The following is a 15,226-nucleotide window of genomic DNA, read 5'->3' on the forward strand; positions in this document are numbered from 1 at the left end:
CTACCTACCCCCAGCCGAGTACGCTCGACAGTGCACCCATCAAATGGAAACCGACGACTCACAGAACGTCCGGACCGAATGAAGGGGGCGGCTCAGGGTCGATCCGGTGGACGGGGTGCCGGTGGCGGCGCTGGGGGCGCTGCAGTTCGCCACCGCCGTCGTCGCGGTGTTCGTGCCGCTCGCGGCGGGGGTGTACCTGCTGACGACGGTGACATGGACGCTGGGGCAGCGGGTGGTGTTGCGGCGGGTGTACGGGTGACGCGTGCTGGGTCCGCACGCTCGAACCGGTTTGCTGGTCTACTCGGACGCCCACCCCGCCGCGATGCGGGCGCACTCCGTCCGCTTCTCGGCGAGGTCGACGAGGTCCCGTTCGAGACCGGCGACCTGGCGGTCGAGCTGGTCGTCCGCTGTCCGATGCCTGGCCAAGAGGTCGAGATCAGCTCGCGCCGTGTGGTTCGTGCCTTCGAGCGCCGCCCGCAGAGCCTCCACCGCGACGCGGAGATCCGCCTCGACGTGCGGATTGCCGATGTCGGCCAGCAAGCGGACCTCCTCGAGAAGGGATGCCGCGATCCGGCCGACATCCAGCGCCGACGCGACGGCATCGACCGTCGCCTGCCGGACCGCCCGCTCGCGATCGGGGCCTTGGTCCATCGCGAGAGCCGCACCGAAAGCCGCGGACCGGACGCCGTCCTCCTCGGCGGCCTCCATCGCCAAGCGCCGCTTGTCGCTGAGTCGCTGCTCAGCCCGTCGAGCCTCGAGGTCGTCGGCGGTGTAGGCGGCCACCATCCCGAGCAGCCCCGCGGCGATGCCCGTCATCACGCCACAGGCGGCGCCTCCGCCCGGCGCGCCCTTCGCCTGGGCGAGACGGTCCACCCATTCGGCGAGCGGCGTCTCTGCAGGGTCGATGTCATCGCTGGGCATGCGACGACGCTACCCGCAGCGACTCCCGGCGAGGATGCGGCCGGCGAGGATACGGCCACGGTCGCCCGCTGCAACCCTTCGAGGCGAAAAGACACCGTGCTTTACCGTGACACCATGACCCGCCCCCTGCCCTTCGACGTCGCGCCGTGGAGCATCGGCCTCAGCGGCGTCGACGTCGACCGCCTGCCGCACCGCGAATCCGTCTTCGCCCTCTCGAACGGGCACATCGGCTGGCGAGGGCTGCTCGACGAGGGGGAGCCCCACGGCGTTCCGGGCAGCTACCTCAACGGCGTCTTCGAAGAGCACCCGATGCCCTACGCCGAGGACGGCTACGGCTACCCCGAGTCCGGGCAGAGCGTCATCAACGTACCGAACGGCCAGGTCATCCGCCTCACCGTCGACGACGAACCCCTCGACATCCGCGAAGGCACCCTCCGCGACCACGAGCAGCACCTCGACTTCCGCGCCGGCACCCTCGAACGCACACTCACCTGGACCTCGCCCGCCGGCAGCACCGTCCGCATCCGCTCGACCCGCCTCGTCTCGCTCGCCCACCGGTCCATCGCGGCCGTCCGGTACGAGGTTGAAGCCGTCGACGGCCCGGTCGCGATCACCGTCCAGTCCGAACTCGTCGCGAACGAACCCCTGCCCGAGCCGCACCCCGACCCGCGCGTGCAGGACATCCTCGAGACCCCGCTGCGCAGCGCGGGCAGCTTCGTCTTCGGCAGCGCCGCGACCCTCGTCCACGAGACCCGCAACAGTGGGATCGGCGTTGCCGTCAGCATGGATCACCTCGTGTCGGGCGCGACCGCCGAGGTGCGCACCGCGGCATCCGACGACCTCGCGCGCACCACCATCCGCGCCCGCCTCGCGCCCGGCGAACGGCTCGAGGTCGTCAAGATCGTCGGGCACGCATGGGCGCCCGGACTGTCGGCGCCCGCACTGCGCGACCGCGCCGAAGCCGCCGTCGCCGACGCGATGCGCGACGGCTGGAGCGGCCTCGCCACCGCGCAGCGCGAACGCCTCGACGATTTCTGGACCTGCGCCGACGTCCGGGTCGACGGCCAGCCCCGCCTGCAGCAGGCGGTGCGGTTCGCGCTGTTCTCGGTGTTCCAGGCGGCCGCGCGTGCCGAGCAGCGCTCCGTCCCCGGCAAGGGGCTGACCGGCGCAGGCTACGCGGGCCACACGTTCTGGGACGTCGAGGCCTACGTCCTGCCCGTCCTCACCGCGACCGCACCGGATGCCGCGAGGGAAGCGCTCCGCTGGCGCCACGCCACCCTCGACCACGCCCGCGACCGTGCGCGCCAGCTGCACCTGCAGGGCGCGGCGTTCGCCTGGCGCACCATCGACGGACGCGAGTCGTCGGGATACTGGCCCGCCAGCACCGCCGCCTTCCACATCAACGCCGACATCGCCGCCGCCGTCGTCCACTACGTCCGCGCGACCGGCGACGTCGACTTCGAACGCGACGCCGGGCTCGAGATCCTGATCGAGACCGCCCGCCTCTGGCAGTCCCTCGGCCGCACCGACGCCGACGGTCGCTTCCACATCGACGGCGTCACCGGCCCCGATGAGTACACCGCCCTCTACGACGACAACGTCTTCACCAACCTGATGGCCCGGGCGAGCCTCGAAGCCGCCGCGGATGCCGCGCGTCGGCATCCGGATCTCGCCCGTGCTTTCGGGGTCGACGACGGCGAGGTCGGCGGTTGGGTGCGCATCGCCCAGGCCGTGCACGTCCCGTTCGACGAGAAGCGAGGCGTGCACCCGCAGGCCGACGGCTTCACGGACCTCGAGCGTTGGGACTTCGAGACCGACACCCCCGGCGACGAGCTGCTGCAGGAGCGCTACCCGTACGTGCAGCTCTACCGCAAGCAGGTGCTCAAGCAGGCTGACCTCGTGCTCGCACTGTTCTTCTGCACCGACGCGTTCACGGCGGACGAGAAGGCACGGGCGTTCCGCTACTACGAGGCGCTGACCGTGCGCGACTCGTCGCTGTCGGCGGCGATCCAGGCGGTCGTCGCCGCCGAGGTCGGGCACCTCGGGCTCGCGGCCGACTACCTCGCCGAAGCCGCGACCATCGACCTCGACGACCTGCATGGCAACGCCGAGGACGGCCTGCACATCGCGTCGCTCGGCGGCATCTGGACGGCGCTCGTCGCCGGCTTCGGCGGCATGCGCGACACGGCCGACGGACTGCGGTTCGCCCCTCGGCTGCCGGAACAGCTGACGGGCCTCGCGTTCGGCATCCGCTGGCACGGCCGAACCCTGAGTCTCGAGATCGGGCCGGATGCCACGACCTACCGCGTCAGTGCCGGAACGCCGCTGACCATCCGGCACTTCGACGAGCCCGTCGAGCTGACCTCCGGCGCAGATGTCACCGTGCCGACACCGCCGCTGCCGGACCCGGGGGAGCGCCCCACCCAGCCGAAGGGTCGCGAGCCGCGGCCGTTCGCCGAGGCGCTCGCGGAGTGACGCTCGGCGCGGTCTGATCTCGCTCGCCCGCTGTCGCCTCGGCATCCGAAACCGATGTCGGAGGCCCTCACCACAATGGGAGTATGACCACCTGGCACGGCACGATCGGCACGCGGGAACGCCTCGCGCCCCTCGCCGACATCGCGCACGAGGCGGTCATGGCCGAGAAGCTGCTCACCCGGGCGCAGATCGTGCAGCTGCAGGTGCTCGCCCGCGCGGGGCAGCTTGCCGAGCAGCAAGCCGCCGATTCGCCCGCCCGCGTGCAGGCGCACGACATGGCGCTGCGGGCGATCGCCGCGGAGCTCGGTGGGCTCATGCACCTCACCGACCGCGCCGTGCAGCGCCGCATCACCCGCGCCCGCACGATCGTCGAGAACTACGCCGCCTCGCTCGCGGCGTGGCGCGCACGCTCCATCACCCGCGCGCACGTCGACATCATCGTCGACGCCGGCGCCGAACTTCCCGCCGACATCCGTCTGCCGTTCGAAGCGGTCGCGATCCAGCGCTGCCGGCGCGACACCCCCAACCGGGTACGTGCCGAGATCGAGATGCTCGCCCTGCAGATGCACCCGCGCACCTTCACCGAACGACACCAGGATGCCGCCGCCCACCGCGCTGTGCGCCTCGTCCCCGGCCGCAACGGCATGAGCGACGTCGTCGCCACGGTGCCCACCGTGATGGCCGAAGGCATCCACGACCGGCTCACCCGCCAGGCCCGCGCGATCATCGACACACGCACCGAACGCTCCAGCGACGTCGTCGACACCGATGGCCGAACCATCGACCAGGTCCGAGCCGACGTCTTCGCCGACCTGCTCCTCGCCGGCACACCGGCCCTCGACGACACCCGCGACACGACCGCCGGCCCGCTCGGAGCCATCCGCGCCCACGTGCAGGTCGTCATCCCCGCACTCGCGCTGTCCGGCACCGAGGTGCCGTGCGACCTCGTCGGACGCACCCCCATCGACGCGGCCACCGCGCGGCGCCTCGCCGGCGACACCCCCTCGTGGGAACGCCTCGTCACCGACCCGGTCACCCATACGGTGCTCGCCGTCGACACCTACCGGGTGCCACCTCCGCTCCGCCGCCACCTGCGCGCCCGCGACCAACACTGCCGATTCCCCGGATGCCGCGTCCCCGCCATCCGCTCCGAGATCGACCACACGCACGACCACGTCCTCGGCGGCCGCACCGAACGGGCGAACCTCGCCCACCTGTGTCAGCGGCACCATTCGATGAAGCAATTCACCGCCTGGAGAGTCCGACAACTCGGGGGTGGCGTCCTCGAATGGACCTCACCCCTCGGCAGGACCTACCGCGAAGACGCCCCCACCCCGGCCGTCGCGTTCACCCCTGCCATGCGGAAACCGCACACCCATGATCCGGCGCCGTTCTGATCAGGGCCGCCCCGACCGCGCGCACGGAGCAATGCGTCGACGTCGACCGGCTCCGCACGGCGTGAGCCATCCCCACACGTTCACGCCGTGCGGCATCCGTCGATGGTGAGGCGCGGGGCGGTCCATCCCCCAGAGGTCACGCCGCACGGCATCCATCGTCTTCGAGCGATGTCAGCGTAGGGACGCGGCCCAGCCGGTCGCGATGGGGAGTCCTCCCCATTGTGCGGCTACCAGGCAGCCTGATCCGGCCCGGTCGCGCCACCGCGATGGCACGCTGGAAGGGTGACGTCCGCACCGCCCTACCTGACCCGCATCCGCGGACGCGTGCTCACCGCCCTCGCCGGCGACCCGACCGGAATGGCGCCGTACGTCCGCGCCCTGGCCGAGGGCGACGACGCCGGACACTTCGCCGAGAACGGCCCCGCCTGGACGGTCCACGCCGGCATGGGAACCCTCGTCGCCGGCATCCGCGCCCTACTCCTGCAGGCCCTGCACCCGGGCGCGCTCGCGGGCGTGCACGACTGGTCCCGCTACCGCGACGACCCGATCGGCCGCCTCACCGGCACCGTCCGCTGGGTGATCACCCTCACCTACGGCTCGACGCCACAAGCGGATGCCGAGACGGCCCGCGTCGGCCGCTTCCACCGCCGCGTGCAGGGCGAGTACATCGCCGGCGACGGCTCCGCCCGCACCTACACCGCCGAGCAGACCGACCTCGTGCGCTGGGTGCACCTCGCCTTCACCGACGCGTTCCTGCGCAGCCACCAGGCCTACGGTGGACCCATCCCCGGCGGACCCGACGCCTACGTCGCCGACTGGGCCACCGCCGGCCGACTCATGCGCGTCACCGACCCGCCTCTCACCGACGCCGCACTCCGCGCCGAGATCGACGGCTTCCTCGACCGCTCCGAGCTCCGCCGCGACGAGCGCGTCGACGACGTCGTCCGGTTCCTCAAGAAGCCGCCCTTCACCGGGATGATGGGCGTCGCCTACCGCGTGCTGTTCGCCGCCGCGGTCGCGACTTTTCCGCCGCGCATCCGACAGATGCTGGGCCTGCGCCGCTCGTGGCTGCCGGTGAAGACCGCGACCCGGGTCGTCCTGCGCGTCACCGAGCGCGCGCTCGGGTCGGGACTCCGCGCGCAGGACATGGCGCGCCTGCGGCTGCGTCGGCTGGGCCGGTAGCCGACCGCTCAGACCAGCTTCTCGAACACCATCGTCGCCTGGATGCGGTCACCGCCGCCGAAGCCCGTGCTGCCCGACGATGCCGTCGTGATCGTGTGCAGGCGATAGCCGAGGGCCGCCTGCCGGTTGATCGCCGCCTCGAGCTCGACGAGGTTGTTCGACCCCGCGCCCCACATCTTCTCCTTCAGCACGACCTGCAGCACGACGTAGCTCATACCGGCCGGCGCCTGCCGCGGCTGCCCGCCGGCGACAGCGTCGGCCTGCGCCTGCGCGATGAATCCGCCGAGACCACCCTGCGGGGGAGGGGCGGGCTGGGTCTGCTCGGTCCAGGCCGTGCCGTCCCACCACCGCATCGTGCCCGAACCGTCGTCGTACCACCCCGCTGCCGTGTCGCTCATGTCGTCACCGTAGTGGCCCCGAACGTCCGCGGTGAAGAGTCAGGCGCTGCCGGGCGCGCCGATCAGCCACGCCATCAGGGCGATCGTCGAGATCAGCCCCGTGATCGCCGCGACCGCGCCGAGCGACCCGCCCGTCAGCGCGAGCGGCTTCGACTGACCCCGCGTGAGCGCGAACACTCCCAGCGCGAACGCCGACAGACCGAGCAGCAGCCCGACCCAGGGGACGAGCCCCGTGAGGAACGCGAAGATGCCGACGATCAGCGTCGTGATCGCGAGCCCGTTCTTCGGCGTCGTCTGCGGCTGCGTCATCGTTCCCCGTTCCGTTGCGGCCCTCCCACGCTAACGCGAACCACACCCCACCGATGCCAGGATGATTCGGTGGCCGAAGCCGTGGACGCGCTCCAGAATCACCCGGGTGACGTCGAGTACCCGTCCGCTCCCGTCGCCGGTACACCCGGGCCCTCGAGGCGAAGCGCAAGGCCGACCCGGCCGAGATGCGCCGTCGCGCCCTCCCGGTGACGCTGATCGCCGCCCCGTTCGGCACCGCCGCCTTCACCCCGACCTTCGCCGACCTGCCGCAGGAGCTCCGCGCGAAGCACCGCGACGGCGAGGAGGGTGCACCCTGGTTCGCGCTGCCCGTGGCCTCTCTCAAGCAGCTCCGCAGCGCCCTCGACGAGCAGTTCAAGATCGTCACGAAAGCCGACGCCGAGCGCCTGCTCGAACCCCTCGCCGAGAAGGCGTTCGCCACCTACCGCAGCCGGGACGAGTACTGGCGCGAGGTCGTCATCGCGACCGCGTTCCGCACCGATTCGCTGCAGGCCGTGCAGAGTCAGCGCGACGCGCTCGCCGAACTGCGCACGTCGCGGTGGCCGGCGGCATCCGTCCCCTGGCCGATGGGCGGGGCAACCGCATGAGGGTCACGACCGACCTCGCCGAGATCGACCTGGACGTCGTCCACCGCTGGCTGTCGGAGGGTGCGTACTGGGCTCTCGGCCGCAGCCGCGACCTCGTCGAACGCGCCGCGCAGAACTCCCTCAACTTCTGCGCCCTCGACGACGACGGCACACCCCTCGGCTACGCGCGCGTCGTCACCGACTCGGCCACGTTCGCGTGGCTGTGCGACGTATACGTGGACCCGGGGGTGCGCGGAAAGGCCGTCGGCAAGACACTCGTCGGCGCCGTCGTCGACGCACTCGAGCCGATGGGACTGAAGCGCACACTCCTCGTGACCGCGGACGCGCACGGGCTGTACGAGCAGTTCGGCTTCGAGCTCCACCCGACGCCCGAACGCGTCATGCAGCGCGGCGCCTGACGCTCAGTCGAACGTCGCCGGGGTGTCGCGCGGGTACTCGCCGCCGGCGAGCTTCACGAGGTGCGCGTGCGCGTACTCGCACACCAGCGCGTGCCGGTAGACCATCTGCGGCACGTCGACGTTCGAGTCCATCCAGAGGCTCAGCGCCCCCACCTTCCACGCGCGGAACGTGTCGTCGCCCGTGATCGTCGTCAGAATCTCGAGGAACGAGTCGTCGAACTTCATCGAGTGCACCGCCCGGCGGTACTCCTCGACCGTCAGCGCCATCGAGAACGGGATGTTCATGAAGCAGAGCGCCGTCTGGATGTCGAGACGGATCAGCCGGCGGACGTGCCGCTCGGCATCCAACCGCGGGATGTCGAGCTGCTGGAAGTCGAGCTCCGCCCGCTCGGTCACCCGCACGGTGTCGAGCGCGATCAGCACGTCGTAGACGTTGACGTCGTGCTCGACCACCGCCGAGTCGCCGAGCCCCGACAGCGCCGTCGGTCGCAGCGTCACCGGCGCCATGTCGACCGGCGTGTTCCGGATGATGAAGTTCACGAGGTTCGTCTCGACGACGAAGTGCCGGATCAGCAGATCCACCGCGCTCGGCGACACGAAGTGCCGCAGGAACCACACGCACAGCGCGTCCATGACGCGCAGCGGCATCCACCGGAACGGCAGCACCCGCTTCACCACCGACACGACCCCCACCACGACCCGGGAGAACACCCGCGCGATCGGGTACAGCCACCGCCGCGACAGCCGCCGCTGGTCGTTGATGATCTGCCGGATCACGGCCCGGTCGAGCGGCACCGACGGGTCGGCGTAGATCGCCTCCCACATGCTCGGGTCGCTCTTCGCGAACTCCGGCACGACCGGCAGCGGCGGCCGCTTCGCCACGTCAGCGATCCAGCTCTTCGAGCTGCAGCGCGTACAGCCGCGCCACGACCTGCGCGCACCGGACGATCTCGTCGGCGTCCTCGTCGGTGATGATCCCCGACGTCAGGATCGCCTCGAGGTCGCCCGTGTGGTTGCCGTCGGCGACCTCGTGGTACCGCATGAAGTTCACCTGGTTGTCAGCGAGCCCCAGCACCTCCTGGAACCGCGCCGCCCACCCCGCCGCGCGCTGCGCGCCGAGCCCTTCGATGATGAACATCGCGCCGAGCAGCCCCGTCGGGTTCGGCCGGTCGGCGTACGTGAACATGTACCCGGACAGCGCCTCGGACCCGAGGTTCTTGCGCCCCGCGCGCAGCTCGGCCAGCGACCCGCCGATGGCGACGTAGTCGCGCTCGAGCATCAGGTAGTCGCGGTGCTCCTCCTCGGCGTGCTTTATCGCCGCCGCCCGCAGATCGAAGTGCGCGATGTCGAAATTGGATGCCGCCCGCGAGATCCACGGCGACCCGTCGACCACCTGCTGCCGCAGGTTGAACAGCAGCCGCTCGTAGTCGCGCAGGGTGACGGTTCCGGCATCCAACCGCTGCAGGATCGGGACGCGCGAGAGGTGCTCCTCGAGCTCCTCCCACACCGCGGCGAGGCGGTCGGCGAGCGAGTCGACGGTGGCGGTGGCGGTGTCGGTGGTCATGACGATGCTCCTTGCTGCGGTGGGGCGACGACGGTCAGGTGGGCGAACGCGAACGAGAACCGGCCCGACTCGGGCACGGCGAGCAGGATCGTCTCGCCGGGGGAGAAGCGCCCGCTGCGGAACGCCTCCTCCAGCGCGATGAAGATGCTGGCCGCCCCCGTGTTGCCGCACGTCTCGAGGTTCGAGAACCAGCGGTCGGTGTCGAGCGTCGGCACGCGCGTGCGCAGGCCGTCGAAGGCCAGGTCGCGGAACGCGTTGGTGCTGTAGTGGCAGATGACGTGGTCGAGGTGGCTGATGTCGACCAGGCCGATGTCGACGAGCTCCTCGAACTGGGCGAGCCCTGCGCCCGCGAGGTCGTCGAGCATGCTGACGTCCTGCCGCAGCAGGAACATCCCGGCCGCGGCCGCGTCGTCGACCGGCACGTCCTGCCACGTCGACCCGACGACCGGCTCCGGCCCCTCCATGCCCGCGCGCATGCAGACGTCGTACTCGTGCGCGAGCGACACGTGCCGCACCCAGTCGACCCGCAGTGAGAGGCGAGTCGGATGCGGCTGGAACTCGACGACGACCGCACCCGCGCCGTCCGAGAGCATCCACCGCAGGAAGTGCGAGTCCATCCCGGCGCGGATGCCGTCGTACCGGCGCTGCCGCAGGCTGCGGCTCGACAGCTCCGATCCGACGACGGCGGCGCGCGGGTGGTCGCCGAGCTTGATCTTCGACACCGCGGCATCCAGCGCGGCAAGACTCGACGCGCACACGCCCGACGCCGAGAGCAGCTGCATCGGACCGCCGCCGAGCCGGCCGTGCACCATCGAGGCGAAGCCGGGGACGAGAACGTCGCCCATCGTCGTCGCGGTCGCGAGCATCCGCAGGTCACCCGCCGCGATGCCGCGGTCGTCGAGCGCGGCGGTCAGCGCCTTGACCGCGAGCTCCTCGTTGAGCTCGGTCGGCTCGCCCTGCTCGTCGAGCGCGTAGTACCGCTGCCGGATGCCGTTCGCATCGAGCACGCGACGACGGATGCGGGCGGTCACCGCGTCGTCTCCGCCGAGGCGGCTCACGATGCCGTCGTTGTCGACCGGATCGCCGGGCAGGTACCGCCCGAAGCCGGTCAGGTATGCGGACGCCGTCGATGCCATGCGTCCGACCCTAGAGGGTCGGCGTGGACGGACCGGGGTGTTATCCCCGAGTCACTTCTCGACCGGGCGCCCCTCGGCGATCCACGAGCCCGTGCCGCCTTCGACGTTCGTCGTCTCGAGTCCATGGTGCTCGAGGAACGCCGCGGCGCGGGCACTGCGCCCGCCAGCCTGGCAGATGAGGTGCAGGTCGTCGAGCTCGCGCAGCTCGTCGACGTGATCGGGCACCGTCGCGAGCGGGATGTTGCGCGCGCCGGGCACGTGGCCGGCCGCGAACTCGTCGGGTTCGCGCACGTCGATGATGTTCGCGGGGGAGGCCTCGGCCAGCTGCGCCGTCGTGATGGAGTGCATACCTCGATGCTCGCAGATCAGAGCGGATGCCGGGCCGCGGCGTCGGCGATCGTTACCCTCGGATCATGCCGATCCGCTCAGCTCTTCGTGCCCTGAACGATCCGACCTCGATCACCCACGGCGTCGTGTCGTCGTGCGTCGTCGGTGTCCTCACCCTCATCGACCCCCGCCGTCTCACGGTGGGGCAGCGCCTCGTCTACCGGCTGGCGAACGCGGGGCTCGCCGCCTGGACCGTCGGCGTCGGATTCCGCAGCAGCGATCCGAGCGGCGCAGTGTCGCCGGTCGGGCGGGCGGCGCTCGTCGCGGGCGCCGCCGGTGCGGCCCTCGGCTTGGCCGATGCGGGCGAAGCGGTGGACGCCCGCGTGCAGGACGCGATCGCGCGCACCGGCGCCCGGCATCCGCGCCGTTGGCTGGCAGCCGGCGGGACGGTCCTCGCCTTCGGCTCGTGGTGGGCGAGTCGAACCCTCGACGCTCCGGAGGACGAGGACACCCCCGAGGTGCACGAAGCCGCCGTCGACCTGCCGGAGGACGTCCGCGCCCTCGCCGCGCATCTGCTCGCCGCCACCGATCTCTTCGGTGCGCCGGAGCTCCGCGCCCAGCTCGCGCATGCGCAGCGTCTGGTCTTCGACGACAGCGACGGTGGATTCTGGCCGGTCGCGCAACTCCAGGTCGACGTCGACCTGCCGCGGGCGGTTCCGGCGGACGCGACGTTCCCCGTCGTCGGTCGGTTCCGCGCACTGGGCGATGTCACCTTCGACGTGCGGCTCGTGGTGACGGACGGTGTGCTCGCGAGCCTCTTCGTCGATGAAGGCGGCGACTGGACGCCCGAGCAACGCGACGCCTGGTACGAGTCCGGCGGCGACCTCGGAGCGCTCGGCGGCTGGCCCGCGCTCGGCGACCTGGAGATGCTCATCGAATCGCCCGAGGGGCTTCGCCCAATCGGCGCCTAGACGGCAGGGTCGGAGCCGGATGCCGGCCGCGATAACGTTCCCCCATGATCCCGATCGAGCACCTCGTCGCCTTCGTCCTGGCGTCGATCGTGCTCATCGTCATCCCCGGCCCGGGAGTGCTCTTCGTCGTCGGTCGCTCGATCGCCCTCGGGCGCCGCGCCGGGGTGCTGAGCGTGCTCGGGAACTCCCTCGGCAACATCCCCGCCCTCCTCCTCGTCGCCTTCGGTGTCGGCGCGATCGTCGCCTCGTCGGTCGTCGCCTTCACCGCGATCAAGATCGTCGGCGCCGCGTACCTCGTGTACCTCGGGGTCCAGGCCATCCGGCACCGGCGCGGCCGCATCGAGCAGGGCGGGCGGGCACCGGCATCCGTCCTCACTCTGCTGCGCCAGGGCTTCTTCGTGGGGATGACGAACCCCAAGACCATCGCGTTCTTCGTTGCCGTGCTGCCCCAGTTCGTCGCGCGCGACGCCGGGCCGATCTGGCTGCAGCTGCTGATGCTCGGCCTGGTCTTCCAGGTGCTCGCTGTCATCTGCGACAGCATGTGGGCGCTCGCCGCCGGCACGGCCCGGTCGTGGTTCGGGCGGTCGCCGCGGCGCCTGTCGGCGCTCTCGGGCGCGGGCGGCGTGATGATGATCGGGCTCGGCGGCGCGCTCGCGTTCAGCGGCGCGAAGAGCTGACGCGGGAATGTTCCGGCGCCCCGATGCGCTGCAACCCGGCATGACGAACACCACGAAGCCTGCACAGTCATCCGGCACGTTCCGCATCGGCGGGGAGCTCGAGGTGAACCGCCTCGGGTACGGCACGATGCAGCTCACCGGACCCGGCGTCTGGGGTCCGCCCAAGGATCACGACGAGGCCATCCGCGTCCTCCGCCGCAGCGTCGAGCTCGGCGTCAACTTCTTCGACACCGCCGAGTCCTACGGCCCGTACGTCGCCGAGGAGCTCCTCAAGGAGGCGCTGCACCCCTACGCCGACGACGTCGTCATCGCGACCAAGTCCGGTCTCACGCGCACCGGCCCCAACGTCTGGCCGCCGCTCGGGCGCCCCGAGTTCCTGCGCCAGGGTGCCGAGATGAGCCTGCGCCGCCTCGGCCTCGAGCGCATCGACCTGTTCCAGCTGCACCGCATCGACCCGAAGGTCCCGCTCGAGGACCAGGTCGGCGAGCTGAAGGCGCTGCAGGACGAGGGCAAGATCCGCTACATCGGCCTCTCCGAGGTCTCCGTCGACGAGGTGAAGGCCGCGCAGGAGATCGCCGAGATCGTCACGGTCCAGAACCTCTACAACCTGCAGCACCGCGACGCCGAGGCGCTCCTCGACTGGTCGGAGGAGCAGGGCATCGGCTTCATCCCGTGGTTCCCGCTCGCGACCGGCGGTCTCACCGGCGCCGACTCGCCGCTCACCGACATCGCCGAGCGCAAGAACGCGACGCCGGCGCAGATCGCGCTCGCCTGGCTGCTGAAGCGTTCGCCGGTCATGTTGCCGATCCCGGGCACGTCGAGCGTCGCGCACCTCGAGGACAACCTGCAGGGTGCCGTCATCGAGGTGACCGACGAGGAGTTCGCGGAACTCTCCGCGCTCGGCAGCTGACCCCCTCGCGTCACCCGCCCACCTCTGCAAGGGTGGGCGGGTGACGCATTCCAGTGGGCAGCCCGTCGTCCGTATGTGGACGGGCGTCGTCCGCACTGAGGACGAAGGCCGTTACGTCCAGTACGTCGAACGCACCGGCATGGACGCGTATCGCGCGACACCCGGGAACCTCGGTGCGTGGCTGTTGACCCGGGACCTGGGCGACGGCCGGACCGAGATCACCACCCTGTCGCGGTGGGAGAACTTCGCCGTCATCGCGGCTTTCGCGGGGGAGGACATCGAAGGCGCAGTCTTCTATCCCGAGGACGACGAGTTCCTCCTCGAACGCGACGAGCGGGTCCGCCACTACCGCCAGACGTGACCCGTATCTTCCGGGCTCCATCGCGCGTACGGTGAGGCTTATGTGGACAGTACTCATCATCTTGCTCGTCATCTGGGTGGTGCTGTCGATCGTCGGATTCGTGTTCGAGGGCCTTTTCTGGTTGGGCCTCATCGGAATCGTGCTCTTCGTCGGCACCATCCTCTTCGGATTGATCCGGCGCAGCGCCGCGAAGAAGAAGGCCTGAGCGGGCGGCATCCGCGTCGGTGGGGCAGGGTAGAGGCGTGGCCGTCGTCTCCGAGCTCTACCGCTATCCCGTCAAAGGGTTCACGCCCGAGCCCCGCACCGAACTCCGCGTGCAGGACGACGGTCGCATCGCCGGTGACCGTGTGCTCGCCTTCCGCTTCGCGGATGCGACCGAGCCCGAGGATGCCGGTGGCCTCGAGTCGTGGCCGAAGAGCAAAGGGCTGTCGCTCATGGACTTCCCCTCGATCGCGCGCGTGCGCGCGGTCTTCCATGCGCAGACCGGTCTGCTGCGACTGAGTGAGGACGGGCGGGTCCTGGCGGAGGCGGGCCTCGATGAGGCGGGACGGCACGAACTCTCGGCGGCCGTCACCGCGTTCGTCGAACGGTCCGCGGACGCGCGGCTGCTGCAGCGCCCGGGCGTGCTGCCCCTGCACCTCGTGGGAGACGGTCGCACCGCGCGGTTCCAGGATCGCGCCCGCGGCTACGTGTCACTGCACGGCGCGGAGACCGTCGCAGACGTGGATGCGGCGACGCCAGCGCCCGTCGACAGTCGCCGCTTCCGCTCGAACATCGTCCTCTCGGGGATCGCGCCCTGGGCCGAGCTCGACTGGTCCGGTCACGTCCGCATCGGCGGGGTGCGGTTCGAGGTGCAGCGTCCCATCGGACGGTGCGCCGCGATCACCGCGAACCCCGACGACGGACGGCGGGATGCCCGTCTGCTGCGGATCTTGACGACCGAGTTCGGCCAGAGTGAAGCGACCCTGGGGGTCCTGCTGCTACCCGCGGACGGCGGCGGAGTCGTGCGTGTCGGCGACGAGGTCGTCGTCGAGGCGGGCTGACCGTTCGAACGAGACCGTGGCGGCCAGCGTGGCCACAGCAGCGGCGCGGTCATTCTCCCGCGCGGCGAGGTCCATCGTCTGGGTCTCGACCTCGGCTTGTCGCGCGCGCAGATCGGTGCTGATGTCCGCGAGTCGATCGGCGAGGAAGACCGCGAGGCCGTCGTGGAGCTGTTCGAGCGTCGTGCCGTGGATCTCGAGGCGACGGTCGGCCACCGTCAACGTGACCGATCCGTAACCGGCGCCCGCCAACAGCCGCGCGGTGTCGTCGCCCACGATCTCGTCGAGTTCGGCCTTCTCGGGGCGCCGGTCGAACACCGCCTCGACGGTGTACCGCTCGGGTGCGGCCTGCGTCATCAGTCCGGCGGGAAGGGACCCGACGAGGACCGACCTGAGGCCGAGGACGTCGGCGGTGCCGCGTCCCGATTTCGTGTGTGTGCTCATCTTCGGACGTTACGCCCCTCAGATGTGCACCTCACAGGTTGGGCCGACCGGCCCGACCTCGTCGTCATGTCCAACGCCTTCACCCTCGGTCACACGGTCGCCGGTCAGGAC

General features: G+C 71.0%; 20 protein-coding genes. 12 read left to right on the forward strand and 8 right to left on the reverse strand.

Annotated elements, in window-relative coordinates; translation table 11 throughout:
- Positions 1 to 121: 121 nt before the first annotated feature.
- A complete protein-coding gene (locus tag ACPEH0_RS00005; protein WP_423719398.1) occupies positions 122 to 259 on the forward strand; it encodes a hypothetical protein in 138 nt (45 codons plus the stop codon).
- A gap of 38 nt (positions 260 to 297) precedes the next feature.
- Here ACPEH0_RS00005 and ACPEH0_RS00010 read toward each other — a convergent pair whose 3' ends face one another.
- The gene (locus ACPEH0_RS00010; RefSeq protein WP_366213396.1) at positions 298 to 921 is read right to left on the reverse strand and encodes a cyclodeaminase/cyclohydrolase family protein; all 624 of its coding nucleotides are present in this window, start codon (positions 919 to 921) and stop codon (positions 298 to 300) included.
- Between the two features lie 114 nt (positions 922 to 1,035).
- Between ACPEH0_RS00010 and ACPEH0_RS00015 the strand changes: the two genes are divergently transcribed.
- From ACPEH0_RS00015 to ACPEH0_RS00025, 3 genes are all read left to right on the forward strand, one after another.
- Positions 1,036 to 3,396, forward strand: a complete 2,361-nt coding sequence (locus ACPEH0_RS00015) for a glycoside hydrolase family 65 protein (RefSeq protein WP_366213395.1) — start codon at positions 1,036 to 1,038, stop codon at positions 3,394 to 3,396.
- 83 nt (positions 3,397 to 3,479) lie between these two features.
- Positions 3,480 to 4,793, forward strand: a complete 1,314-nt coding sequence (locus tag ACPEH0_RS00020) for an HNH endonuclease (RefSeq protein WP_366213394.1) — start codon at positions 3,480 to 3,482, stop codon at positions 4,791 to 4,793.
- A 282-nt stretch (positions 4,794 to 5,075) separates the two neighbouring features.
- Positions 5,076 to 5,975: an oxygenase MpaB family protein gene (locus ACPEH0_RS00025; protein ID WP_366213392.1), complete on the forward strand. Its 900-nt coding sequence runs from the start codon at positions 5,076 to 5,078 to the stop codon at positions 5,973 to 5,975.
- 8 nt (positions 5,976 to 5,983) lie between these two features.
- Here the strand turns inward: ACPEH0_RS00025 and ACPEH0_RS00030 are convergent, their stop codons facing one another.
- Both ACPEH0_RS00030 and ACPEH0_RS00035 read right to left on the reverse strand, forming a co-directional pair.
- Complete coding sequence (locus tag ACPEH0_RS00030; protein ID WP_366213391.1) at positions 5,984 to 6,373, reverse strand: DUF2510 domain-containing protein; 390 nt, start codon at positions 6,371 to 6,373, stop codon at positions 5,984 to 5,986.
- A gap of 39 nt (positions 6,374 to 6,412) precedes the next feature.
- Positions 6,413 to 6,682, reverse strand: a complete 270-nt coding sequence (locus tag ACPEH0_RS00035; protein WP_366213390.1) for a hypothetical protein — start codon at positions 6,680 to 6,682, stop codon at positions 6,413 to 6,415.
- A 185-nt stretch (positions 6,683 to 6,867) separates the two neighbouring features.
- Here ACPEH0_RS00035 and ACPEH0_RS00040 point away from each other — a divergent pair, with 185 nt between their 5' ends.
- Positions 6,868 to 7,287, forward strand: a complete 420-nt coding sequence (locus ACPEH0_RS00040; RefSeq protein ID WP_366213389.1) for a hypothetical protein — start codon at positions 6,868 to 6,870, stop codon at positions 7,285 to 7,287.
- Positions 7,284 to 7,685, forward strand: a complete 402-nt coding sequence (locus tag ACPEH0_RS00045; RefSeq protein WP_366213388.1) for a GNAT family N-acetyltransferase — start codon at positions 7,284 to 7,286, stop codon at positions 7,683 to 7,685. Before ACPEH0_RS00040 ends, ACPEH0_RS00045 begins: the two co-directional genes overlap by 4 nt.
- Positions 7,686 to 7,688: 3 nt before the next feature.
- Here the strand turns inward: ACPEH0_RS00045 and ACPEH0_RS00050 are convergent, their stop codons facing one another.
- The 4 genes from ACPEH0_RS00050 to ACPEH0_RS00065 are packed head-to-tail and all read right to left on the reverse strand — an operon-like array spanning position 7,689 to position 10,733.
- The gene (locus tag ACPEH0_RS00050; protein ID WP_363378491.1) at positions 7,689 to 8,567 is read right to left on the reverse strand and encodes a DUF6999 family protein; all 879 of its coding nucleotides are present in this window, start codon (positions 8,565 to 8,567) and stop codon (positions 7,689 to 7,691) included.
- A gap of 1 nt (position 8,568) precedes the next feature.
- Positions 8,569 to 9,249, reverse strand: coding sequence for an iron-containing redox enzyme family protein (locus tag ACPEH0_RS00055; RefSeq protein WP_366213387.1), 681 nt, complete (start codon positions 9,247 to 9,249; stop codon positions 8,569 to 8,571).
- A complete protein-coding gene (locus ACPEH0_RS00060; RefSeq protein ID WP_366213386.1) occupies positions 9,246 to 10,385 on the reverse strand; it encodes a 3-oxoacyl-[acyl-carrier-protein] synthase III C-terminal domain-containing protein in 1,140 nt (379 codons plus the stop codon). The genes ACPEH0_RS00055 and ACPEH0_RS00060 overlap by 4 nt, the downstream gene beginning before the upstream one ends.
- A gap of 51 nt (positions 10,386 to 10,436) precedes the next feature.
- On the reverse strand, positions 10,437 to 10,733 hold the full coding sequence (locus tag ACPEH0_RS00065; protein ID WP_217532533.1) for a rhodanese-like domain-containing protein: 297 nt from the start codon (positions 10,731 to 10,733) through the stop codon (positions 10,437 to 10,439).
- Positions 10,734 to 10,798: 65 nt separating this feature from the next.
- Here ACPEH0_RS00065 and ACPEH0_RS00070 point away from each other — a divergent pair, with 65 nt between their 5' ends.
- From ACPEH0_RS00070 to ACPEH0_RS00095, 6 genes are read left to right on the forward strand one after another with little or no spacing between them, the layout of a single operon-like run.
- Positions 10,799 to 11,683, forward strand: a complete 885-nt coding sequence (locus ACPEH0_RS00070; RefSeq protein ID WP_366213385.1) for a hypothetical protein — start codon at positions 10,799 to 10,801, stop codon at positions 11,681 to 11,683.
- 44 nt (positions 11,684 to 11,727) lie between these two features.
- Positions 11,728 to 12,360, forward strand: coding sequence for a LysE family translocator (locus ACPEH0_RS00075; protein ID WP_366213384.1), 633 nt, complete (start codon positions 11,728 to 11,730; stop codon positions 12,358 to 12,360).
- Between the two features lie 40 nt (positions 12,361 to 12,400).
- Positions 12,401 to 13,270 carry an aldo/keto reductase gene (locus ACPEH0_RS00080; protein WP_366213383.1) on the forward strand — a complete coding sequence of 290 codons (870 nt, stop codon included), beginning with the start codon at positions 12,401 to 12,403 and terminating at the stop codon, positions 13,268 to 13,270.
- Between the two features lie 40 nt (positions 13,271 to 13,310).
- Positions 13,311 to 13,631, forward strand: a complete 321-nt coding sequence (locus ACPEH0_RS00085; RefSeq protein ID WP_366213382.1) for a hypothetical protein — start codon at positions 13,311 to 13,313, stop codon at positions 13,629 to 13,631.
- Positions 13,632 to 13,671: 40 nt separating this feature from the next.
- Complete coding sequence (locus ACPEH0_RS00090; protein ID WP_217532526.1) at positions 13,672 to 13,836, forward strand: hypothetical protein; 165 nt, start codon at positions 13,672 to 13,674, stop codon at positions 13,834 to 13,836.
- A 37-nt stretch (positions 13,837 to 13,873) separates the two neighbouring features.
- Entirely contained in the window at positions 13,874 to 14,674 is an 801-nt protein-coding gene (locus ACPEH0_RS00095) for an MOSC domain-containing protein (RefSeq protein ID WP_366213381.1), read from the forward strand.
- On the opposite strand, the gene ACPEH0_RS00100 is transcribed toward ACPEH0_RS00095, so the two are convergent.
- Complete coding sequence (locus ACPEH0_RS00100; protein ID WP_311862689.1) at positions 14,612 to 15,115, reverse strand: hypothetical protein; 504 nt, start codon at positions 15,113 to 15,115, stop codon at positions 14,612 to 14,614. The two genes, ACPEH0_RS00095 and ACPEH0_RS00100, sit on opposite strands and share 63 nt — an antisense overlap.
- Positions 15,116 to 15,226: the final 111 nt, after the last annotated feature.

The sequence above is a fragment of the Microbacterium sp. NPDC079356 genome (genome assembly GCF_049545465.1).
Taxonomy (GTDB): domain Bacteria; phylum Actinomycetota; class Actinomycetes; order Actinomycetales; family Microbacteriaceae; genus Microbacterium; species Microbacterium gawkjiense.